23 protein-coding genes are annotated in these 20,968 nt (G+C 58.7%); 15 read left to right on the forward strand and 8 right to left on the reverse strand.

Features of this window, described 5'->3' with window-relative positions; genetic code table 11:
• The first annotated feature begins 200 nt into the window (after positions 1-200).
• Positions 201-788, forward strand: coding sequence for an ActR/PrrA/RegA family redox response regulator transcription factor (locus ASB65_RS21075; protein WP_003505397.1), 588 nt, complete (start codon positions 201-203; stop codon positions 786-788).
• Between the two features lie 6 nt (positions 789-794).
• On the opposite strand, the gene ASB65_RS21080 is transcribed toward ASB65_RS21075, so the two are convergent.
• Positions 795-1,280, reverse strand: coding sequence for an MmcB family DNA repair protein (locus tag ASB65_RS21080; protein ID WP_004444350.1), 486 nt, complete (start codon positions 1,278-1,280; stop codon positions 795-797).
• A 183-nt stretch (positions 1,281-1,463) separates the two neighbouring features.
• Between ASB65_RS21080 and ASB65_RS21085 the strand changes: the two genes are divergently transcribed.
• Positions 1,464-2,177 (forward strand): L,D-transpeptidase, encoded by a 714-nt coding sequence (locus ASB65_RS21085; RefSeq protein WP_003505393.1) that lies wholly within the window; start codon positions 1,464-1,466, stop codon positions 2,175-2,177.
• Positions 2,178-2,255: 78 nt separating this feature from the next.
• Here the strand turns inward: ASB65_RS21085 and ASB65_RS21090 are convergent, their stop codons facing one another.
• From ASB65_RS21090 to hslV, 4 genes are all read right to left on the reverse strand, one after another.
• Complete coding sequence (locus tag ASB65_RS21090; RefSeq protein ID WP_060725275.1) at positions 2,256-4,424, reverse strand: malate synthase G; 2,169 nt, start codon at positions 4,422-4,424, stop codon at positions 2,256-2,258.
• A 119-nt stretch (positions 4,425-4,543) separates the two neighbouring features.
• Entirely contained in the window at positions 4,544-5,509 is a 966-nt protein-coding gene (locus ASB65_RS21095) for a DUF1402 family protein (protein WP_003505391.1), read from the reverse strand.
• 199 nt (positions 5,510-5,708) lie between these two features.
• Entirely contained in the window at positions 5,709-7,016 is a 1,308-nt protein-coding gene (gene hslU, locus ASB65_RS21100) for an ATP-dependent protease ATPase subunit HslU (protein WP_003505390.1), read from the reverse strand.
• A 75-nt stretch (positions 7,017-7,091) separates the two neighbouring features.
• A complete protein-coding gene (gene hslV, locus ASB65_RS21105) occupies positions 7,092-7,616 on the reverse strand; it encodes an ATP-dependent protease subunit HslV (RefSeq protein ID WP_003505389.1) in 525 nt (174 codons plus the stop codon).
• Positions 7,617-7,816: 200 nt separating this feature from the next.
• Between hslV and hisB the strand changes: the two genes are divergently transcribed.
• The 7 genes from hisB to coaA are packed head-to-tail and all read left to right on the forward strand — an operon-like array spanning position 7,817 to position 12,435.
• Positions 7,817-8,413 carry an imidazoleglycerol-phosphate dehydratase HisB gene (gene hisB / locus ASB65_RS21110; protein ID WP_003505388.1) on the forward strand — a complete coding sequence of 199 codons (597 nt, stop codon included), beginning with the start codon at positions 7,817-7,819 and terminating at the stop codon, positions 8,411-8,413.
• A 22-nt stretch (positions 8,414-8,435) separates the two neighbouring features.
• Positions 8,436-8,930: a DUF2628 domain-containing protein gene (locus tag ASB65_RS21115; RefSeq protein WP_060725276.1), complete on the forward strand. Its 495-nt coding sequence runs from the start codon at positions 8,436-8,438 to the stop codon at positions 8,928-8,930.
• 1 nt (position 8,931) lies between these two features.
• The gene (gene hisH / locus ASB65_RS21120; RefSeq protein WP_060725277.1) at positions 8,932-9,633 is read left to right on the forward strand and encodes an imidazole glycerol phosphate synthase subunit HisH; all 702 of its coding nucleotides are present in this window, start codon (positions 8,932-8,934) and stop codon (positions 9,631-9,633) included.
• Positions 9,634-9,644: 11 nt separating this feature from the next.
• The gene (locus ASB65_RS21125) at positions 9,645-10,325 is read left to right on the forward strand and encodes a 1-(5-phosphoribosyl)-5-[(5-phosphoribosylamino)methylideneamino] imidazole-4-carboxamide isomerase (protein ID WP_416346321.1); all 681 of its coding nucleotides are present in this window, start codon (positions 9,645-9,647) and stop codon (positions 10,323-10,325) included.
• Positions 10,322-11,098 carry an imidazole glycerol phosphate synthase subunit HisF gene (hisF, locus tag ASB65_RS21130; RefSeq protein ID WP_003505384.1) on the forward strand — a complete coding sequence of 259 codons (777 nt, stop codon included), beginning with the start codon at positions 10,322-10,324 and terminating at the stop codon, positions 11,096-11,098. Before ASB65_RS21125 ends, hisF begins: the two co-directional genes overlap by 4 nt.
• A 15-nt stretch (positions 11,099-11,113) precedes the next feature.
• On the forward strand, positions 11,114-11,437 hold the full coding sequence (locus tag ASB65_RS21135) for a phosphoribosyl-ATP diphosphatase (RefSeq protein ID WP_060725279.1): 324 nt from the start codon (positions 11,114-11,116) through the stop codon (positions 11,435-11,437).
• Entirely contained in the window at positions 11,434-12,435 is a 1,002-nt protein-coding gene (coaA, locus tag ASB65_RS21140; RefSeq protein WP_202908396.1) for a type I pantothenate kinase, read from the forward strand. The genes ASB65_RS21135 and coaA overlap by 4 nt, the downstream gene beginning before the upstream one ends.
• Before the next feature lie 49 nt (positions 12,436-12,484).
• On the opposite strand, the gene lysM is transcribed toward coaA, so the two are convergent.
• The 3 genes from lysM to ASB65_RS21155 all read right to left on the reverse strand — a co-directional run bounded on the left by lysM (position 12,485) and on the right by ASB65_RS21155 (position 15,167).
• Positions 12,485-12,934, reverse strand: a complete 450-nt coding sequence (gene lysM, locus ASB65_RS21145) for a peptidoglycan-binding protein LysM (protein WP_020010677.1) — start codon at positions 12,932-12,934, stop codon at positions 12,485-12,487.
• Positions 12,935-13,009: 75 nt separating this feature from the next.
• Entirely contained in the window at positions 13,010-13,444 is a 435-nt protein-coding gene (gene arfB / locus ASB65_RS21150) for an alternative ribosome rescue aminoacyl-tRNA hydrolase ArfB (protein WP_003505379.1), read from the reverse strand.
• Between the two features lie 112 nt (positions 13,445-13,556).
• The gene (locus tag ASB65_RS21155; RefSeq protein ID WP_060725459.1) at positions 13,557-15,167 is read right to left on the reverse strand and encodes a phosphoenolpyruvate carboxykinase; all 1,611 of its coding nucleotides are present in this window, start codon (positions 15,165-15,167) and stop codon (positions 13,557-13,559) included.
• 339 nt (positions 15,168-15,506) lie between these two features.
• Here ASB65_RS21155 and chvI point away from each other — a divergent pair, with 339 nt between their 5' ends.
• The 6 genes from chvI to ahcY all read left to right on the forward strand — a co-directional run bounded on the left by chvI (position 15,507) and on the right by ahcY (position 20,876).
• Positions 15,507-16,232, forward strand: a complete 726-nt coding sequence (gene chvI / locus ASB65_RS21160) for a two-component system response regulator ChvI (RefSeq protein WP_003505377.1) — start codon at positions 15,507-15,509, stop codon at positions 16,230-16,232.
• A gap of 56 nt (positions 16,233-16,288) precedes the next feature.
• Positions 16,289-18,079, forward strand: a complete 1,791-nt coding sequence (gene chvG / locus ASB65_RS21165; RefSeq protein WP_060725280.1) for a two-component system sensor histidine kinase ChvG — start codon at positions 16,289-16,291, stop codon at positions 18,077-18,079.
• Positions 18,069-18,533 carry an HPr kinase/phosphorylase gene (locus ASB65_RS21170; protein WP_060725281.1) on the forward strand — a complete coding sequence of 155 codons (465 nt, stop codon included), beginning with the start codon at positions 18,069-18,071 and terminating at the stop codon, positions 18,531-18,533. The genes chvG and ASB65_RS21170 overlap by 11 nt, the downstream gene beginning before the upstream one ends.
• Before the next feature lie 125 nt (positions 18,534-18,658).
• Entirely contained in the window at positions 18,659-19,060 is a 402-nt protein-coding gene (locus tag ASB65_RS21175) for a PTS sugar transporter subunit IIA (protein WP_003505374.1), read from the forward strand.
• 11 nt (positions 19,061-19,071) lie between these two features.
• Positions 19,072-19,347 (forward strand): HPr family phosphocarrier protein, encoded by a 276-nt coding sequence (locus ASB65_RS21180; RefSeq protein ID WP_003505372.1) that lies wholly within the window; start codon positions 19,072-19,074, stop codon positions 19,345-19,347.
• A 128-nt stretch (positions 19,348-19,475) separates the two neighbouring features.
• Positions 19,476-20,876, forward strand: coding sequence for an adenosylhomocysteinase (gene ahcY / locus ASB65_RS21185; protein ID WP_020010684.1), 1,401 nt, complete (start codon positions 19,476-19,478; stop codon positions 20,874-20,876).
• Positions 20,877-20,968: the final 92 nt, after the last annotated feature.

Genomic DNA, 20,968 nt, shown 5'->3' on the forward strand with positions numbered 1-20,968 from the left:
CGCCAAGACTCTGCTGGAGCGCTCCGGCGCCAGTGTCACCTTTGAAAATCGCGGCACTAGCGAAAAGGGAGCAAGGGTCACAATCGTCTGGCCTCGAGCGCTTATGGACGATAAAAGAAACCGTTGACTTTACCATCCACGTTGAAGCGGCGATAAGAAGAAGAAAACAAAGCCGACGAAGTTGCCGGAAGGCCGCAAACATGAAGACAGAAGACCAGAACAACTCCACCGGCGCGCCAACGGACGACGGCGATCCGATCGGGCCCGACAGATCGCTGCTGATCGTCGATGATGACGGCCCGTTTTTGCGCCGGCTTGCCCGGGCAATGGAAACACGCGGCTTTGCCGTCGATACGGCCGAGACGGTGAGTGACGGTATAGCCCGTTCCAGGGCTGCGCCGCCGAAGTATGCGGTGGTCGATCTGAGGCTTGCGGATGGCAATGGTCTGGAAGTCATCGAGGCGATCAGGCAGAACCGGGACGATACGCAGATCGTCGTTCTGACCGGCTATGGCAATATTGCAACCGCTGTTACCGCCGTAAAACTGGGAGCGCTGGACTATCTGGCCAAACCCGCCGATGCGGACGATGTCTTCAATGCGCTGACGCAGCGCAAGGGTGAAAAGACCGAAGTTCCCGAAAACCCCATGTCGGCAGACCGGGTTCGGTGGGAGCATATTCAGCGTGTCTATGAAATGTGCGAGCGCAACGTTTCGGAAACGGCACGCCGGCTCAATATGCATCGGCGCACCTTGCAGCGCATTCTCGCGAAACGCGCCCCAAAGTAACGATACTTATTCGCCAAAGCTGCGCCCGGTTGTCCATTCTGCCAGCATCAACCGGGTCGCGGCGGTTCTCGAGAAATCCAGCATCACCGATTTGCGGGTCGCCGGCGGCAATTTATGTTCCGGCGCATCGCGCAGCATATGGGCACCATATCCATCCGAGAGGATCAGCCCGCATTCCTCCGGGAATATGTCGGTCGGAACCTCCGGGTGGGTGGCGAAGAACAGCCGATCGCAATGCAGGCGATATTCCGGCCATTTGCGATCGACACGGAAATCCTCGATGGAGGATTTGATTTCGATGATCCAGATTTCACCCTTGACCGACAGACTGATGAGATCGGCCCGTCGCCCGCTTGCAAGCGGCAACTCCGGCAACACCGAATGGCGCATTTCGTGCAGAAGCACCTGAACGCCGCGGCGCACCAGCATCGCCTTGTCCGACTGGCGTCCGTCGATTAACGGATTATTGTTGGTAACGGAAAGAATAGTCATGGATAAAGGCTGCTGAAGCGTTTGGCCTATTGTTGCAAAAAGGCAATCAACCGGCAATTTTAAAGGCGCAACCGCCTCGCGGCGGCGCAACGGCTTGCCAAGAGCGGCTTAATGGAAAATAACCGATTTATCCAATTAAGCCTACTCCTTCGCACAATTTGGCGAATTTTCCGCGAGAACGACATGCGCATCCGCACTCCATTGACCTTACTCGGTCTGACGGCAGCACTGGCTCTGGCCGGCTGCGCCGAAACTACCTCCCAATCCTCCGCTCCGACCTCCGGCAAGATCGCAGCGTCTGTTCCGGTTGCTGACCCCGTTCCGGCGAAGGTCGAAACGGTCCAGATCTTCAACGATGTTTACGGTGCCGTGACCGATGCGGGCTATGCGCTGCCGGCCATTCCGATCAACCGTGTCAACGAGAAGTATCGCCGTCAGATTGTCGAATTCCAGACATCCGAACGCGCCGGCACCATCATCGTCAACACGCGCGAGCGTTACCTCTATTACATCCTCTCCGGCAACCGTGCGGTTCGTTACGGCATCGGCGTCGGCAAGGCGGGTTTCGCCTGGGCCGGTGAAGCCTATGTCGCCTGGAAGCAGGAATGGCCGATGTGGCATCCGCCGAAGGAAATGGCGGACCGTAAGCCGGAAGTGGCCAAATATGTCGAGGCCGGCATGGGACCGGGCCTTTCCAACCCGCTCGGCGCGCGCGCCATGTATCTCTTCAACGAAAAGGGACAGGACACGCTGTTCCGCATCCATGGTTCGCCCGAATGGGCCTCGATCGGCACCGCCGCCTCTTCCGGCTGCATCCGCATGATCAACCAGGACGTCATCGACCTTTACAGCCGCGTCCGCCCCGGCCGCAGCACGAAAGTCGTCGTGATCCAGTAAAGATCAGATACCGGACAAGAAAAAGCCGCCGTGGATTTCCCCCGGCGGCTTTTTTGTTTCTCAGGACTGCTGACGGTGTCAGGCCGCCTGTTTGGCCTTCAGTTCCAGACGACGACGGTGCAGAACCGGTTCGGTGTAACCATTCGGCTGTTCGCGGCCCTTCAGCACCAGTTCGACAGCCGCCTGAAATGCCACCGATCCGTCGAAATCGGATGCCATCGGCAGATAGGCCGGATCGTCGGCATTCTGCGTATCGACCACGGCGGCCATGCGCTTCATGGTCTCGACGATCTGTTCCTCTGTCACCACGCCATGGCGCAGCCAGTTCGCCATATGCTGCGCGGAGATGCGAAGCGTGGCGCGGTCCTCCATCAGCCCGATATTGTTGATATCAGGCACCTTGGAGCAGCCGACGCCCTGATCGACCCAGCGCACGACATAGCCGAGAATACCCTGCGCATTGTTGTCGAGTTCACGCTGGATTTCTTCCGGCGTCCAGTTGGGACGCGGCGCGACCGGCACGGACAGGATATCGGAAAGCTTCGCGCGGCCGCGGCTTTTAAGTCCTTCCTGCACCGAAGCGACATCGACCTTGTGATAATGCGTGGCATGTAGCGTCGCTGCGGTCGGCGACGGTACCCAGGCCGTGTTGGCGCCGGCCTTCGGATGCGCGATCTTCTGCTCCAGCATCGCCGCCATCAGATCCGGCATGGCCCACATGCCCTTGCCGATCTGCGCATGGCCGGAAAGGCCGCATTCCAGCCCGATATCAACGTTCCAGTTCTCGTAAGCGGCGATCCACGCCGCCTGCTTCATGTCGCCCTTGCGGATCATCGGACCCGCTTCCATCGAGGTGTGGATTTCGTCGCCGGTGCGGTCGAGGAAGCCCGTATTGATGAAAACGACGCGATCCTTCGCGGCGCGAATGCTTTCCTTGAGGTTGATCGTGGTACGACGCTCTTCATCCATGATGCCCATTTTCATGGTGTTCGGCGCCATGCCGACAAGCTTTTCGACCCGGCTGAAGATTTCGTTGGCGAAGGCCACTTCCTCCGGCCCGTGCATCTTCGGCTTGACCACATACATCGAGCCGGCGCGGGAATTCTGACGACGCCCGGACGGACCGACATCATAAAGAGCGATCAGCGCCGTGACGACGGCATCCATGATGCCCTCCGGCACCTCGCGGCCGTCCCTGTCGAGGATCGCCGGATTGGTCATGAGATGACCGACATTGCGCACCAGCATCAGGGAACGGCCCGGCAGCGTCAGCGCCGCACCATTGGGAGCCGTGTAGTAGCGATCCGGATTGAGGCTGCGGGTGAAGCTCTTGCCGCCCTTGGAAACCTCTTCCGTCAAGTCGCCACGCATCAGGCCAAGCCAGTTGCCATAAACCAGCACCTTGTCCTCGGCATCGACGGCGGCAACCGAATCCTCGCAATCCATAATGGTCGTCAGCGCCGATTCAAGAATGACATCGGAGATGCCCGCCTTGTCGCTCTTGCCAATTTCGGTCGTGGGATCGATGACAATCTCGGTGTGCAGACCATTCTTGCCAAGAAGGATCGTTGCAGGCCTTGCCGTTTCGCCGCTGAAACCCTTGAACTGGGCTGCATCCTTGAGGCCAGTCTTGGCGTCGCCGATGGCAATCTGCAACAGGCCATCCTCGATCTTGAAACCGGTCACATCGGACCAGCTTCCCGTCTCCAGCGGTGCGGATTCATCGAGGAAGTTTCGAGCCCAGGCGATGACCTTCTCGCCGCGCCCGGGGTTATAGCCCCTGCCCTTTTCCGCACCGTCAGCATCGGAAATGGCATCCGTGCCGTAAAGTGCGTCGTAAAGCGAACCCCAGCGGGCATTCGCGGCATTCAGTGCATAACGTGCATTCATAACAGGGACGACGAGCTGCGGGCCGGCAACGGCAGCAATTTCAGGGTCGACGTTGCTGGTTTCCACCTTGAAGCCAGGACCTTCCGGCAGCAGATAGCCGATTTCCTTCAGAAATCCCTCATAGGCAGCAAAATCTACCGGAGCGCCATTCTGCCGATACCAGCCATCCAGTTTTTCCTGCAGGGCGTCGCGCTTTGCCAGCAATTCACGGTTCTTCGGAGAAAGCTCGTGAACAATGGTCGAAAAACCTTCGAAGAACGCCTCACTGTCCAGACCTGTGCCCGGCAGGACGTCGTCAGTCAGAAAGGCATAAAGCCTGTCATCGATGGAAAGACCGAATTTATTCGTGCGGCTCACATGCGCCTCCTCTATTCTGGAGATACAGATTGGACGCGGAGACGGGCGCTCGTCAATTGCGGCAGGCAGCCAAATATTATTTCCGTTTTGGAAACAATGGAGCCGATAGTCGTCTTTTTCTACAAAAGCGCCTGCAGATCCTTGAGGCGGTCGTTCACCAGCCAGCCGTAGTAGTTTTCTTCCGGTAACAGCGGCTGTTCCCCGCCCGAGGCGCGTTGGCGGTTCTTCTGGGCAAGGGCGGCAGCACGCTGCTGCGACCCGCCGACATTATAAAGCGTGGAGGTCACACCCGGATTTTTCGAAATATCCATGTCGGCAATCGACCGGTAATCATCGATAGACTTGCGGATGGAGGCGGCCATGAAGGCGAGTGACCGGTCCGGGTCCATGATCGCCGTATAGACCGCTGTGGCATCGTTTTCATCCAGCCTCTCGTAACCGGAGGTTCTCGACACCATGTCGGACAACATCAGCGCCGTCAGCGGGTTGATCTGGCCGAGGCCAAACGTCTGGCCGGCATAAAAGGGCTGGAAGAATACGGCGCTGAAACGGTTGTTCGGATAGGCCACGCCATCGACGGTCTTACCACGGAAACTGTCGTCCCAGACATCTTCACGGCAATTCCAGAGGCTGTAGGAATCCTTTTTCGACTGGCATTTGGCAAATTGCGAATGCGTCAGAAACTGCGCGATGGTTTCGTCCTTGTAGCCGAAACGGAAGCTGCCGCCGGCATAGGAGGCGGCCTTGACGTAATAGGACTGCAGCCGGTCATAAGCGTCGACATTATAGGTATGTTCGCCGACGATCGCGCCGATCATATGGATCGGATCGATGCCGTAGCGCCCGGCCGTCGACTTGATCTTGGCGATCAGGGCCTTGTCGGAGGACAAAAGCTCGATGACCTTCTGGTATTTGCGCTCGAAAGACGTGTTGGACGCCTTGGTTCTTTTTGCGGAAGCGCCGGGAACACCCGGCTGTTCGGCATTGCGATTGCCCGGCGGAACGACCGTCGCGGCTTCGACGTAAGAAGACGCGGTGACGGTGACCGCCAAAGCAGCGGCAAATGCCAGAAGAGTTTTGCGCACGAGCGAATGCCTTTTCTCAAGCCTGCGGTTTCCGCCAGCGAAATACGCTGGGAAAACCGGATCATTCCACTAAAGCGGTTCCAACCGGAATGCAGCCCTTCCCATAAACAAAATGCGGGCTGAATGCGAGACAAGGCGGATAAAATAAAAGAGTGCGGCAAATATGGCCGCACTCTTCTTTCTCGGATCCCCGAAGTCTTCAGAGAATATAGCGCGACAAATCCGTGTCGGCGGCGAGATCGCCCACATGTTTTTTGACATATTCCTGGTCGATCTTGATGGCGGAGCCTCCGCGATCCGGCGCGTTGAAGGAAATCTCGTCCAGAACGCGCTCCATCACCGTCTGCAGGCGACGCGCACCGATGTTCTCGACCGACGAATTGAGATGAACGGCCACATCGGCCAGAGCATCGATTGCGTCATCGGTGAAATCGAGATCCAGTTCTTCCGTCGCCATCAGCGCCTTGTACTGGCGGATAAGGCTTGCTTCCGTTTCCGTAAGGATACGGCGGAAATCCTCCTTCGTCAGCGGCTTCAGCTCGACGCGGATCGGCAGGCGACCCTGAAGTTCCGGCAGAAGATCCGAAGGCTTCGCCACATGGAACGCGCCCGATGCGATGAACAGCACGTGGTCGGTTTTGACAGGGCCATATTTCGTCGAGACTGTGGTGCCTTCGACCAGCGGCAGCAGGTCGCGCTGCACGCCTTCACGCGAGACGCCCGCGCCCATGCCGCCATCGCGGGCGGCGATCTTGTCGATCTCGTCGAGGAAAACGATGCCGTCATTTTCGACCGATTTCACCGCTTCGCGCTGGATCATTTCATTGTCGAGCAGCTTGTCGGATTCGTCGCGGATGAGATCGGCATAGGATTTTGATACCGTCGTGCGCACCTTCTTGGTGCGTCCGCCCATGGCCTTGCCGAACATTTCCGACAGGTTGAGAACGCCGATATTGGCGCCCGGCATGCCAGGAATTTCGAAACCGGGCATGCCCGAGCCGCTATCCGCCACCTCGATGTCGATTTCCTTGTCGTCCAGCTCGCCGTCACGCAGCTTCTTGCGGAAGCTTTCACGCGTGCCAGGCGATGCGGTTGCACCAACCAGCGCGTCAAGCACCCGTTCTTCGGCGCTCTGATGCGCCTTGGCCTGCACTTCGGCGCGCTTCTTTTCACGCACGAGGCCAATGCCGATTTCAACCAGATCGCGGATGATCTGTTCGACATCGCGTCCGACATAGCCGACTTCGGTGAACTTCGTGGCTTCGACCTTGATGAAGGGGGCACCAGCAAGCTTGGCGAGGCGGCGCGAAATCTCGGTCTTGCCGACACCGGTCGGTCCGATCATCAGAATATTCTTGGGCATGACTTCATCGCGCAGGCTCTCATCGAGCTGCTGGCGGCGCCAGCGATTGCGCAGCGCGATTGCGACCGCACGCTTGGCTTCATGCTGGCCGATGATGAAGCGGTCGAGTTCCGAGACGATTTCCCGGGGAGAAAAAGTTGTCATTCTATCCTCTCGGCTTTCCTGCTCCGGCCGGCCATCCAGGCCCGGCCCACAGGACCCATTGGTGAGAAATTGAGCTTACTCAGCGTCGAGGGTTTCGACGACGAGGTTGTGGTTGGTATAAACGCAGATATCGGCTGCAATATCGAGCGACTGGCGCGCCACCTCTTCGGCGGACTTGTCTGTGTCCATCATGGCGCGGGCCGCCGCAAAGGCGTAATTGCCGCCGGAACCGATGGCGATCGCGCCGTGTTCCGGTTCCAGCACATCGCCATTACCGGTGATGGCAAGCGTGGTGGTTTTATCGGCCACCAGCATCATTGCTTCGAGGTTGCGCAGATATTTATCCGTCCGCCAGTCCTTCGCAAGCTCGACGGCTGCGCGCATGAGCTGCCCCGGATATTGCTCGAGTTTCTTCTCAAGACGGTCGAGTAGTGTGAAGGCATCCGCCGTCGCGCCGGCAAAACCGGCAATCACTTCACCTTTGCCGATGCGGCGAACCTTGCGGGCATTGCCCTTCATAACCGTCTGGCCAAGGCTCACCTGGCCATCGCCAGCCATGACGACCTTGCCGCCCTTTCTGACTGTAATAATTGTTGTCATCAAACACCTGTCTGCCCTGCCGGGCCTGGGGTTAACGGGCCGGATACGGCCCTTCTCGGGTTCTATGTAAGTTTGCTTTTCGCGATTGCAATCTTCGCGGCGACGCACCGTTTTCCGCATGTCATGCAAGACGATGGAACAACTGGATATTTGTGTCCCGTGCTGATAAGGAACGGCAACATTTTCACGGAGCGGCCAAAATGGCAGAACGTAAAGGCGAGATTATCCGCAACACCAACGAAACCGCGGTTTCGGTGCGCGTGGATATCGACGGCACCGGCAAGTCGACAATTTCCACCGGCGTGGGATTTTTCGACCATATGCTGGACCAGCTCAGCCGCCATTCGCTGATCGACATGGAGATCGAGGTCAAGGGCGACCTGCACATCGATGACCACCACACCGTGGAAGATACCGGTATTGCCATCGGCCAGGCGATTGCCAAGGCGCTGGGCGACCGGCGCGGCATTACCCGTTATGCCTCGCTCGATCTTGCCATGGACGAGACGATGACCAAAGCCGCCGTCGATATTTCCGGCCGGCCCTTCCTCGTCTGGAACGTCAATTTTTCCGCACCGAAGATCGGCACCTTCGATACCGAGCTGGTGCGTGAGTTCTTTCAGGCGCTCGCCCAGAATGCCGGCATCACGCTGCATATCCTGAACCATTACGGCGCCAACAACCATCATATCGCCGAAACATGCTTTAAGGCCGTTGCCCGCGTTCTTCGCACGGCAACCGAGATCGACCCCCGGCAGGCAGGCCGCGTTCCCTCGACAAAGGGCATGCTGGCCTGACGCCAAAGCTGTCAGGAAGCCCATGACAAGCTATCTCGTTCTGGAAGCCCCCAACGGGCCGGACAGGGACCACAAGACGACCCGCTTCATTGCCGACCGTTTCGTCTGGCTGGCCCTGATTGCGCCCTGGCTTTGGCTCGCCATCAATCGCCTGTGGCTGGCAACGGCGGTGGTTATCATCGCGCTCCTTCTGGCCGGACGGGTATCGATATTAGCCGGATTCGAACCGGTTGGACTTCTCTGCGGTTTCGCCATCGGGCTCATCACGGCGCTGGAGGGACGCGATTTTCTCGTCCGGCACCTGATCCGCAAAGGCTGGAAGCTGACGTCAGTCGTTTCCGCCCCTGATCTTTCGAGCGCCGAAGACATATATTTCTCCGGTCTCTCCGAAACCGCCGAAACGGCCGAACAGCTGTCCCAGCCGGTCTGGTCTCCTTCGCCGCAAAATAGAGGCGACAAAAACTTCGTCAACGATCCCGCAGGATCGTTTCTTTTCGACTTGAATGGAAGGCGCTGACATGCGTGTCGCGATCATCGACTACGGTTCGGGCAATCTGCGTTCGGCCACCAAAGCTTTCGAGCGTGCCGCCCGCGAAGCCGGCATCAATGCAACCATCGACCTGACCGACAAGCCGGATCACGTCGCCTCGGCAGACCGCATCGTCCTGCCGGGCGTCGGTGCCTATGCGGATTGCCGCGCGGGTCTCGAAGCCGTTCCCGGCATGCATGAGGCGCTCATCGAAGCCGTCGAGAAAAAAGCGCACCCCTTCCTCGGCATCTGCGTCGGCATGCAGCTGATGTCCTCGCGCGGGCTCGAAAAGACTGTCAGTACCGGGCTCGGCTGGATTGAGGGTGACGTCGTGGAAATGACGCCGTCCGACCCCAGCCTCAAAATCCCGCAGATCGGCTGGAACACGCTGGAAATCCGCCACGCTCACCCGCTTTTCGACGGCATCAAGACCGGAGCGGATGGGTTGCACGCCTATTTCGTGCATTCCTATCATCTGTCGGCAAAGCACTCGACGGATGTCATCGCCACCACCAACTACGGTGGCGCGATGACGGCTTTCGTCGGTCGCGACAATATGGCGGGCGCGCCGATCCATCCGGAAAAAAGCCAGACGCCCGGCCCTGCCCCGATTTCCAATTTCCTGCGCTGGAAGCCCGACATGATTCTTTTTCCCGCATCGATCTCAAAGACGGCCAGTGCGGTCGCCTGAAACTCGGCGATATGGACCAGGCCACCGTCTACAACGAGGACCCCGGCGCACAGGCGAAGGCCTTCGAGGACCAAGGCTTCGAATGGCTGCATGTGGTTGATCTCAACGGTGCCTTTGCCGGCCAGACCGTCAATGGCGAGGCGGTCGACGCCATTCTGAAAGCGACGAAAAACCCGGTGCAGCTCGGCGGTGGTATCCGCACGCTCGATCATATCGAAGCGTGGCTGAGCCGTGGGCTTGCGCGCGTCATTCTCGGCACCGTGGCGGTGCGCGATCCGGTTCTCGTTCTGAAAGCCTGCAAACGTTTTCCCGGTCAGGTCGCCGTCGGCATCGACGCCAAGGGCGGTAAAGTTGCCGTGGAAGGCTGGGCGGAAGCCTCCGAACTCGGCGTCATCGAATTGGCCAAACGTTTCGAAGGTGCCGGCGTCGCGGCCATCATCTACACCGATATCGATCGTGACGGCATTCTGGCCGGCATCAACTGGGCCTCGACGCTGGAACTGGCGGACGCCGTCTCCATCCCGGTCATCGCCTCCGGCGGCCTTGCCTCCATCGAAGACATCAAACGCATGTTGCAGCCGGATGCCGCAAAGCTCGAGGGTGCGATTTCGGGCCGCGCGCTTTATGATGGGCGCATCGATCCTGCCGAGGCGCTTGCCCTCATCAAGGCCGCTAAGGAGGTAAACGCATGACCCTCAAAGCCCGTGTTATTCCCTGCCTTGATGTCAAAGACGGCCGCGTCGTCAAGGGCGTGAACTTCGTCGACCTGATCGATGCCGGTGACCCCGTCGAAGCGGCGAAAGCCTATGACGCGGCGGGAGCGGATGAGCTCTGCTTTCTCGACATCACCGCCTCCTCGGACAATCGCGATACGATCTTCGATGTCGTCTCGCGCACCGCCGATCATTGCTTCATGCCGCTGACCGTCGGCGGCGGGGTCCGCGCCGTTGCTGACATCCGCAAGCTGCTCCTTTGCGGCGCCGACAAGGTTTCCATCAATTCTGCGGCGGTGAAGGATCCTGACTTCGTGGCGCAGGCGGCCGACAAGTTCGGCAACCAGTGCATCGTCGTTTCCATCGACGCCAAGCGCGTTTCGAAGGATGGGGAAGCCGGCCGCTGGGAAATCTTCACCCATGGCGGACGCCAGCCGACCGGGATCGACGCCGTGGAATTCGCCATCAAAATGGTCGAACGCGGCGCGGGTGAATTGCTCGTCACCTCGATGGACCGCGACGGCACCAAAAGCGGATATGATATCGGCCTGACGCGCAGCATTGCCGATCAGGTTCGCGTGCCCGTCATCGCCTCGGGCGGCGTCGGAACGCTTGATGATCTGGTGGCTGGCGTTCGCGATGGCCATGCAACTGCGGTACTTGCCGCCTCCATCTTCCATTTCGGCACCTATTCGATCGGTGAAGCCAAGAGCTACATGGCCGAGCATGGCATCGCCATGCGTCTCGACTGATTGCAGGAACTTCTCATGAGCGCATTTTCCCTTTCCGATCTGGAACGCATCGTCGCGACCCGTGCCGCTGCCTCTCCTGACGAATCCTGGACGGCCAAGCTGGTTGCTGCCGGCCAGGAACGCGCGGCGAAAAAACTCGGCGAAGAGGCGGCGGGAGCCGGCCTCGCAGCCATTGCGAAAGAGCGCGACGGGCTGAAGAAAGAAGCCGCCGATCTGCTTTACCATCTGCTGGTGGTGCTGAAGATCGCCGACATTCCGTTGGACGAGGTTTTTGCCGAGCTGGAGCGCCGGACCGGTCAAACCGGCCTTGCGGAAAAGGCGGCGAGGCCGACATCATGAATGTCGAGGCAGGCAGCGGGGAGAGAGGCATGCCGAGCACACTCGATCATTTCCGGCCGGATGAGTATTCGCCCTCCCACTTCTACAGTTCGGAAGAATGGGCGAAGTTTCGCGCTGACACGCCACTGACGCTTTCCGCCGATGAGGTCAAACGCTTGCGCTCGCTGGACGACCCGATTGATCTGGACGAAGTGCGGCGCATTTACCTGTCGCTGTCGCGCCTTTTATCCTCGCATGTCGAGGCGTCACAGCTGCTTTTCGAGCAGCGCAACCGCTTTCTCAATATGGCTGACGTCAACAAGACGCCCTTTGTCATCGGCATTGCCGGCTCTGTGGCGGTTGGCAAATCGACGACGGCGCGTATCCTGAAGGAGCTTCTGGCGCGCTGGCCCTCCAGCCCGAAGGTCGATCTCATCACGACAGACGGATTTCTTTATCCGAATGAGGTTCTGCGGCGCGAAAACCTGATGGAGCGCAAGGGGTTTCCCGAAAGCTACGATATCGGCGCGCTCCTGCGTTTCCTGTCGGCGATCAAGGCGGGCCAGCCCAATGTGAAAGCACCGCGCTATTCGCACCTGACCTATGACGTTCTGCCGAATGAGTTCACTGTCATCGACCAGCCGGATATTCTGATCTTCGAAGGCATCAATGTGCTGCAATCGCGCGACCTGCCGGCGGGCGGGCGGATTGTGCCGATCGTTTCCGATTTTTTCGATTTCTCGATCTATATCGACGCGGACGAGGATCTCATTCACAACTGGTATGTGAACCGGTTCATGAATCTGCGAAAAACCGCCTTCCGCGATCCCAATTCGTTCTTCAACCGTTATGCTTCCATCAGTGAAGAAGCGGCGCTGAGCATTGCCGAAGGCCTCTGGCAGAACATCAACCTGAAGAACCTGCGCCAGAACATCGTGCCGACCCGCCCGCGCGCCGACCTTATCCTACGCAAGGGCAAGAACCACCTGATCGACACGGTGGCGCTTCGCAAATTGTGAAAGATGCCGCACAAGACGGCATCTCCATTGCAGCAGTTAAGAGCCGCTATTACGCAAGGTCAGGAATTCGTAGGACCTGGCCGGGATAAATCTTGTCGGGATGGGTCAGCATCGGCTTGTTCGCTTCGAAGATGATGTTGTTCTTCGCGCCATTGGCCTTGCCATATTGCGCTTCAGCGATCTTCCAGAGATTGTCGCCCTTCTTAACCGTATAGAACACCGGCTCCTTCGCGGGCGCTTCGGCCACTTTCAACTCACCCGCCTCGACCTTGGAAATGCCGAGCGTATTGCCGACCGCGATAACCGCCTTTTCGAAGACCGACTGATCGGCCACTTCGCCCTTCAGAACGACCTTGTCGTCTACCACCTCGACCTGAACCTTGTCCGTGCCGAGATCGTGGGAAGCGAGTTCCTTCTTGACCGCTTCGACATCGGGCGCATCATCGCCGCCGATACCGAGCTTCTTTCCCGCTTCCTTGATGAAATTGAACAGACCCATAGCACCCTCCTTGGTTGTAGGGAGGCTTACCAGACGATATTTGAAGCTCTATGACAAGCGCGAAACATTTGGCCCCTATTCGCCCGAGGGCTTGCCGCGCATTTTCTTGATATCGGAGCGGCCGGACTTCGCCTTCAGGCGGCGCTCGACCGAGCCCTTGGTCGGCTTGGTGGCCTTACGCACCGGCGGCGGCGGGGCGGCGGCTTCGAGGATCAGCTCCTTCAGCCGTTCGCGCGCATCTTCGCGATTGCGCTCCTGGCTGCGAAACCGGCTCGCCTCGATCATCAGCACGCCTTCTTTCGACACACGCCTGCCACCGAGGCGCAGGGCATTGGTCTTCACCCGGTCCGAAAGAGACGGTGAATTGGCAATGTCGAAAAACAGCTGAACCGCCGTCGAGACCTTGTTGACGTTCTGGCCGCCCGGCCCGCCGGCCAGCACGAATTGCTCCGTCAGCTCCCAGCCGGCGATGGTGATACGGTTGCTGATGTAAAGCGGGTCGCTGGCCATGATCTTTCTCCGCGCCGGTGATGCCACAGATCGCAAAAAATGAAAACAGCGGAGAAAACGAAAGAACCCGGCACAAGGCCGGGTCCCCTCCTCCTCACGAATGAGGCTCTATTTATTCAGCCGCAAGCAGCAGGCCCGGTGCAGCATCGCGAACCTTGCTATCGACGTGATCTTCGAACTTGGTGAAGTTCGTGACGAACATCGACACCAGTTTCTTCGCCTGCGCGTCATAGGCTGCGCCATCGGCCCAGGTCGAACGCGGATCGAGGATCGCACTGTCGACGCCATCAAGCGACAGCGGCACCGCGAAACCGAAATTCGCGTCGGTGCGGAATTCCGCATTCTTCAGGTCGCCGGTCAGCGCTGCCGTCAGAAGCGCGCGGGTCGCCTTGATGGGCATGCGCTTGCCGATGCCGTAGGCACCGCCGGTCCAGCCGGTATTGACCAGCCAGCAATCCACGCCATGCTTGCCGATCAACTCGCGCAGCAGGTTGCCATATTCCGCCGGGTGGCGTGGCATGAAGGGTGCGCCGAAGCAGGTTGAGAACGTCGCTTCCGGCTCCGTCACGCCCTTTTCCGTGCCTGCAACCTTTGCGGTGTAACCAGAGAGGAAGTGGTACATGGCCTGTTCCGGCGTCAGACGGGCGATCGGCGGCAACACGCCGAAGGCATCCGCCGTCAGCATGATGATCGTCTTCGGATGGCCGGCAATGCCCGTTTCCGATGCATTCGGAATGAAGTGCAGCGGATAGGCGCTGCGGGTGTTTTCCGTCAGCGAGTTGTCGTTGAAGTCGGGAACGCGGTTTTGGTCCAGCACCACGTTTTCGAGAACCGTGCCGAAACGGCGGGTCGCGGCGTAGATTTCCGGTTCGGCTTCGGCCGAAAGCTTGATCGCCTTGGCGTAGCAGCCGCCTTCGAAGTTGAAGATGCCGTGCTCGCCCCAGCCATGCTCGTCATCGCCGATCAGCGTGCGCGACGGATCGGCCGACAGCGTGGTCTTGCCGGTGCCGGACAGGCCGAAGAACACGGCGGAATCACCTTCTGGACCAACATTGGCCGAGCAATGCATCGGCATGACGCCCTTGGCCGGCAGGAGATAATTGAGGACCGTGAAGACCGACTTCTTGTTTTCACCGGCATAGGAGGTGCCGCCGATGAGGACAAGACCATTGGTGAGATCGCAGGCGATGACGGTTTCCGAACGAACGCCGTGACGGTCCGGATCGGCCTTGAAGCTCGGCAGGTTGATGATGGTGAGCTTCTGTTTGAAACCCGCCAGTTTTTCCTGCTTCGGTCGGATAAGAAGGTTGCGAATGAACAGCGAATGCCAGGCAAGCTCGGTGACGACGCGTGTCGGCAGTGCATTTTCTTCATCGGCGCCGCCGATCAGATCCTGCACGTAAAGCGTCTTTCCGGCGGCATGGGCCAGCATGTCCTGACGCAGCAACTCGAAATTTTCCGGCGACAGCGGCTTGTTGTTGTCCCACCAGATGGTGTTCTCGGTGGAGGCATCGCGGACGACGAATTTGTCCTTCGGCGAACGACCCGTATGCTGGCCGGTGACGGCGCGAAGCGCACCATCGATGGTCAGTTCGGCCTCGCCGTTGCGGATCGCTTCTTCGTATAATTCGCTCTCATTGAGGTTATAAAAGACGCGGGAGGCGTCACCCAGTCCGAGTTCCGCAACTCCATTGGCAGGATTATGAACCCCAAGCTCGTTCATGACGCGTTCCTTGTTAATGACGATAAGGCCGTTGAAATTTCCACGGAAAATACGTGGCGGCTTTTGGAAACGCAAGAGCCAGACTTTAAAAAACTTAGTGATTTCAATATATTAATCGATTTAAAAGATTTTATTTCTTTTTAAATCGGTTGAAGACGCATTAAAATCCAACTGCGGCCTTTCCACAAAATCCCCTCGCTCCAGCCCGGCGATTTGGCTGCGAGTTTTCCTTTGCCACAATTTGTTCCACCTTTATACTCAAGAGAGTGGCTCGCGGCGCGCAACCTTGGCTGGGTGAATGTCGGGAGTTACGAGAAAATGACGATGGAGACCAACTACATGCAGACGATCGCGCTTGTCGACGACGACCGGAATATTCTGACTTCGGTATCGATCGCGCTCGAAGCCGAAGGCTACCGGGTCGAAACGTATACGGACGGCGCTTCCGCGCTTGACGGGTTGATCGCCCGTCCGCCGCAGCTCGCCATTTTCGATATAAAGATGCCACGCATGGACGGCATGGAGCTTTTGCGGCGTCTTCGCCAGAAGTCGGATCTGCCGGTTATCTTCCTCACCTCCAAGGATGAAGAGATCGACGAATTGTTCGGCCTGAAGATGGGCGCCGACGACTTCATCACCAAGCCCTTCTCGCAACGCCTTCTGGTGGAACGCGTGAAAGCCATCCTGCGCCGCGCCAGCAGCCGCGAGGCTTCCGCCGCAACCGGCAGCGTGCTGAAGCCGACCGCCGATCAGCAGGCGCGCACGCTCGAGCGCGGGCAGCTCGCCATGGACCAGGAACGCCACACCTGCACCTGGAAGGGTGAGCCGGTGACGCTGACGGTCACCGAATTCCTCATCCTGCATTCGCTGGCGCAGCGGCCCGGCGTGGTGAAAAGCCGCGACGCGCTGATGGATGCGGCCTATGACGAACAGGTCTATGTGGATGACCGCACCATCGACAGCCACATCAAGCGTCTTCGCAAGAAGTTCAAACTCGTCGATGGCGACTTCGATATGATTGAAACGCTTTATGGCGTAGGATATCGCTTCCGCGAAGCGGCCTGAACCGGCGCGCAAATCGGAAGAGACCACCCGAAGAGTGGTGGTGAGGACTTGAATACGTGTTGAAGAAAACGCCGGAAACCGTCTCGGACAGCGACGATGCCGAAGAACGCGGCAGCGAACGCCGCCATCGTATCCATCCACTGACGATCATCCGGCGCATTTTCGGCAATGCGGTGTTTTCCAGCCTCACGCGCCGCATTCTTTTCTTCAACGTCGCGGCGACGGTGGTTCTGGTCGGCGGCATTCTCTATCTCAACCAGTTCCGCGAAGGGCTGATCGACGCACGGGTGGAAAGCCTGTTGACGCAGGGCGAAATCATTGCCGGTGCGGTCTCGGCTTCCGCCTCCGTCGATACCAATTCGATCACCATCAATCCGGAAAAGCTGCTCGAATTGCAGGCGGGGCAGAGCATTACCCCCGCCCCCAATGACGAGGATTTGAGTTTCCCGATCAATCCGGAGCGGGTGGCGCCGGTGCTGCGGCGGCTGATCTCGCCGACGCGTACCCGCGCACGGCTGTTCGATGCCGACGCCAACCTGCTGCTCGATTCCCGCCATCTTTATTCGCGCGGTCAGGTTCTGCGTTTCGATCTGCCGCCGGTGACGCCGGAGACGCAGACCTGGGGCGACTGGTTCACCAGCATGTTCAACCGCATGCTGCAGCCCAGCAGCCTGCCGCAATATAAGGAAGCGCCGGGTGGCGACGGCTCGATCTATCCGGAAGTGATGAATGCGCTGACGGGTGTTCGCGGCGCTGTCGTGCGCGTCACCGAAAAGGGCGAACTGATCGTTTCTGTGGCTGTGCCGGTACAGCGCTTCCGGGCCGTGCTCGGCGTTCTGCTTCTGTCGACGCAGGCGGGCGATATCGACAAGATCGTGCATGCGGAGCGCCTTGCGATCATGCGCGTCTTCGGCATCGCCACGCTGGTCAATATCGTGCTGTCACTGCTCCTGTCCTCCACCATCGCCACGCCGCTGCGGCGCCTTTCCGCCGCCGCGATCCGAGTGCGCCGCGGGGCAAGGACGCGTGAGGAAATACCGGATTTCTCGGCGCGCCAGGATGAGATCGGCAACCTTTCGATTGCGCTGCGTGAAATGACGACGGCGCTCTACGACCGTATCGATGCCATCGAAAGTTTCGCCGCCGATGTCAGCCATGAACTCAAAAACCCGCTGACCTCGCTGCGCAGCGCCGTGGAAACTCTGCCGCGCGCCAAGACCGAAGAGTCCAAGCAGCGCCTGACCGAGATCATCTTCCACGATGTCCGCCGTCTAGACCGCCTGATCAGCGACATTTCGGATGCGTCGCGGCTCGATGCCGAGTTGGCGCGCGCCGACGCCTCGCCGCTCGATCTCGATGTTCTGATGAAAGGGCTGGTGGACATATCCCGTCAGATAAGCACCAAAAAGAAAAGCGTGACGATCGACTATTCTGTCGACCGGAAAGCGGGCGCAAAGACCTCGTTCGTGGTGAACGGCCACGATCTCCGCATTGGCCAGATCGTCACCAACCTCATCGAGAATGCACGCTCTTTCGTTGCCGAGGACAGTGGCCGCATCACCGTGCGCCTTTCCCGTCACAAGGATCGCTGCATCGTGCAAGTGGAGGACAACGGCCCCGGCATTCAGGCGGAAGATATCGACCGGATCTTCGAGCGCTTTTACACCGACCGGCCGGCGAGCGAAGGGTTCGGCCAGAATTCGGGCCTTGGCCTTTCCATCAGCCGGCAGATCGCCGAAGCCCATGGCGGCAGTCTCCGGGCGGAAAATGTCGTTGACAAATATGGCGTGATTTCCGGCGCGCGCTTCACCCTGTCGCTGCCGGCGGCCGAAACCCATGAACGCTGAACGCTTCAACCTTCACGCCACTGCCATCGTCGTTCAAAACACCGGCATCCTCTTTGCCGGACCATCGGGCAGCGGCAAAAGCGAGCTTGCCTTCAGCTTCCTAACGGAGGCTGAACGCTGCGGATTGCCGGCCGCACTGATCGCAGACGATCAGATTTTCGTGTATCGCGACGGCGAAACCATCATCGCCGAGCGGCCGGAAACAATCGCCGGCCTGCTGGAATTGCGCGGCAGCGGCATTGTTTCGTTGAAAACCATTGCGCGCGCGCCACTACTTTTCGCCGTCACGACAGTTCTTTCACCTGAAAATCCAAGACTTCCAGAAGATGACGAGGTGTTGTTGCTACCCTGCGGCGGGCATCTTCCGCTCTTACGCATTCCGCTTTCCAGTCTTACGCCCTATGGAAAATTTGCTGCACTTGCTCAGAATCTTTTTAAAACGAATGTGAAGTGACCGTGATTCAGGCGATTTTAGGCTTGCGATTCGCATTTTCCTCATCAAGATGAAATCCCACCGATGGACAGGATTGCCGCGTTGCGATAGTCGGCAATGAGAGTGCGTGTGCAAGGGAGCATTTCATGATCGGACTAGTGCTTGTCACCCATGGCAAGCTGGCTGAGGAGTTTCGCCATGCGTTGGAGCATGTCGTCGGTCCCCAGAAATTGATCGAGACGGTCTGTATCGGTCCCGAAGACGACATGGATCAGCGCCGGCAGGACATCATCGACGCCGTTGCGCGTGCCAATGATGGCAATGGCGTCATCATCCTGACGGACATGTTCGGCGGCACGCCCTCCAATCTCGCGATTTCCGTCATGAACAACGGCAATGTCGAAGTCATCGCCGGGGTTAATCTTCCCATGCTGATCAAGCTTGCCGGCGTTCGCAGCGAAGATAACATGGACAAGGCCCTTCAGGATGCATCCGATGCCGGCCGCAAATATATCAACGTCGCCAGCCGCGTTTTGAGCGGTAAATAAGAAGTCAGCCCATGTCGCCATTTACCCGGGAACTACCGATCATCAATAAACGCGGTCTTCACGCCCGGGCATCCGCCAAATTCGTGCAGATGGTCGAAGGTTTCGACGCGACGATCACGGTTTCCAAAGACGGCATGACCGTTGGCGGCACCTCGATCATGGGTCTTATGATGCTGGCGGCAAGCCCCGGATGCAGCGTCTATGTCGAGGCAAGCGGCAATCAGGCGAAAGAAGCGATCGAAGCGCTCGAGGCGCTGGTCGCCGACCGCTTCGGCGAAGAAGCCTGAGCCGGCACCATATAAAGACATAAAGACTTCTTTATATCATCATTGCCAGATCGTTCGTGGCCTGCTAAACCGCTGCTACGTTTAAAAGCCGGGCCGCAAGGCGCGGCGTTTCTGATCTGGAGAACTTCATGAGCCTTGAGAAGGACTACATCGTCGCCGATATCAACCTTGCCGCGTTCGGCCGCAAGGAGCTGGACATTGCCGAAACCGAAATGCCGGGCCTGATGTCCTGCCGCAAGGAATTCGGCGAAAGCAAGCCCCTGAAGGGCGCACGTATCACCGGTTCTCTTCACATGACGATCCAGACCGGCGTTCTCATCGAGACGCTGAAGGAACTGGGCGCGGATGTTCGCTGGGCCTCCTGCAACATTTTCTCGACGCAGGATCATGCGGCGGCGGCAATTGCGGCGGCCGGCATTCCGGTCTTCGCGGTCAAGGGTGAAAGCCTGACGGAATATTGGGAATATACCGACAGGATCTTCCAGTGGGCCGATGGCGGCCTCTCCAACATGATCCTTGACGATGGCGGCGACGCCACCATGTATATCCTGCTCGGCGCACGCGCTGAAGCCGGCGAGGACGTTCTGTCCAATCCCGGTTCGGAAGAAGAGGAAATCCTCTTCGCGCAGATCAACAAGCGCCTCAAGGCTTCCCCCGGCTGGTTCACCAAACAGCGCGACGCGCTGAAGGGCGTGACGGAAGAAACGACGACCGGCGTTCACCGTCTTTACGATCTCAGCAAGAAGGGCCTGCTGCCCTTCCCGGCCATCAACGTCAACGACAGCGTCACCAAGTCGAAGTTCGACAACAAGTATGGCTGCAAGGAATCGCTCGTCGACGGCATTCGCCGCGCAACCGACGTGATGATGGCCGGCAAGGTTGCCGTGGTCTGCGGTTACGGCGATGTGGGCAAGGGTTCTGCCGCTTCGCTGCAGGGCGCCGGCGCCCGCGTGAAGGTCACCGAAATCGACCCGATCTGCGCGCTTCAGGCTGCCATGGACGGTTTCGAAGTCGTTCGCCTGGAAGACGTCATCTCGTCTGCAGATATCTTCATCACCACGACAGGCAACAAGGACGTGATCCGCATCGAGCATATGCGCGAGATGAAGGACATGGCCATCGTCGGCAATATCGGCCATTTCGATAATGAAATTCAGGTCGCATCGCTGCGTAACCTCAAGTGGACGAACATCAAGCCGCAGGTCGACATGATCGAGTTCCCGAAGGGTAACCGCATCATCCTGCTCTCGGAAGGCCGCCTGCTGAACCTCGGCAACGCCACCGGTCACCCGTCCTTCGTGATGTCGGCGTCCTTCACCAACCAGGTGCTGGGCCAGATCGAGCTCTTCACCAAGCAGGGCGAATACAAGAACGAGGTTTACGTGCTGCCGAAGCACCTCGACGAGAAGGTCGCACGCCTTCATCTCGAGAAGCTTGGCGTGCGCCTAACCGAACTTTCCGACCTTCAGGCTGATTATATCGGCATCTCGAAGGAAGGTCCGTTCAAGGCTGAACACTACAGATATTAATATCATAGTTAATATCCACTGAAATTACACAACATCTAGATGCCGCGCACTTGACAAAGTGCGCGGCATCTTTTTTGCGCGCTCCCTTTCCG

Origin of the sequence: Agrobacterium tumefaciens str. B6 (assembly GCF_001541315.1) — a bacterium.
Lineage (GTDB): Bacteria > Pseudomonadota > Alphaproteobacteria > Rhizobiales > Rhizobiaceae > Agrobacterium > Agrobacterium radiobacter.

What these genes read in the sequence shown, in the direction of transcription:
- ASB65_RS21075 (WP_003505397.1), top strand. Translation starts at nt 201, where the DNA reads ATGAAGACAGAAGACCAGAACAACTCCACCGGCGCGCCAACGGACGAC.
- ASB65_RS21080 (WP_004444350.1), bottom strand. Translation starts at nt 1,280, where the DNA reads ATGACTATTCTTTCCGTTACCAACAATAATCCGTTAATCGACGGACGC.
- ASB65_RS21085 (WP_003505393.1), top strand. Translation starts at nt 1,464, where the DNA reads ATGCGCATCCGCACTCCATTGACCTTACTCGGTCTGACGGCAGCACTG.
- hslU (WP_003505390.1), bottom strand. Translation starts at nt 7,016, where the DNA reads ATGACAACTTTTTCTCCCCGGGAAATCGTCTCGGAACTCGACCGCTTC.
- hslV (WP_003505389.1), bottom strand. Translation starts at nt 7,616, where the DNA reads ATGACAACAATTATTACAGTCAGAAAGGGCGGCAAGGTCGTCATGGCT.
- hisB (WP_003505388.1), top strand. Translation starts at nt 7,817, where the DNA reads ATGGCAGAACGTAAAGGCGAGATTATCCGCAACACCAACGAAACCGCG.
- ASB65_RS21115 (WP_060725276.1), top strand. Translation starts at nt 8,436, where the DNA reads ATGACAAGCTATCTCGTTCTGGAAGCCCCCAACGGGCCGGACAGGGAC.
- hisH (WP_060725277.1), top strand. Translation starts at nt 8,932, where the DNA reads ATGCGTGTCGCGATCATCGACTACGGTTCGGGCAATCTGCGTTCGGCC.
- ASB65_RS21125 (WP_416346321.1), top strand. Translation starts at nt 9,645, where the DNA reads ATGGACCAGGCCACCGTCTACAACGAGGACCCCGGCGCACAGGCGAAG.
- hisF (WP_003505384.1), top strand. Translation starts at nt 10,322, where the DNA reads ATGACCCTCAAAGCCCGTGTTATTCCCTGCCTTGATGTCAAAGACGGC.
- ASB65_RS21135 (WP_060725279.1), top strand. Translation starts at nt 11,114, where the DNA reads ATGAGCGCATTTTCCCTTTCCGATCTGGAACGCATCGTCGCGACCCGT.
- coaA (WP_202908396.1), top strand. Translation starts at nt 11,434, where the DNA reads ATGAATGTCGAGGCAGGCAGCGGGGAGAGAGGCATGCCGAGCACACTC.
- lysM (WP_020010677.1), bottom strand. Translation starts at nt 12,934, where the DNA reads ATGGGTCTGTTCAATTTCATCAAGGAAGCGGGAAAGAAGCTCGGTATC.
- arfB (WP_003505379.1), bottom strand. Translation starts at nt 13,444, where the DNA reads ATGGCCAGCGACCCGCTTTACATCAGCAACCGTATCACCATCGCCGGC.
- ASB65_RS21155 (WP_060725459.1), bottom strand. Translation starts at nt 15,167, where the DNA reads ATGAACGAGCTTGGGGTTCATAATCCTGCCAATGGAGTTGCGGAACTC.
- chvI (WP_003505377.1), top strand. Translation starts at nt 15,507, where the DNA reads ATGCAGACGATCGCGCTTGTCGACGACGACCGGAATATTCTGACTTCG.
- ASB65_RS21170 (WP_060725281.1), top strand. Translation starts at nt 18,069, where the DNA reads ATGAACGCTGAACGCTTCAACCTTCACGCCACTGCCATCGTCGTTCAA.
- ASB65_RS21175 (WP_003505374.1), top strand. Translation starts at nt 18,659, where the DNA reads ATGATCGGACTAGTGCTTGTCACCCATGGCAAGCTGGCTGAGGAGTTT.
- ASB65_RS21180 (WP_003505372.1), top strand. Translation starts at nt 19,072, where the DNA reads ATGTCGCCATTTACCCGGGAACTACCGATCATCAATAAACGCGGTCTT.
- ahcY (WP_020010684.1), top strand. Translation starts at nt 19,476, where the DNA reads ATGAGCCTTGAGAAGGACTACATCGTCGCCGATATCAACCTTGCCGCG.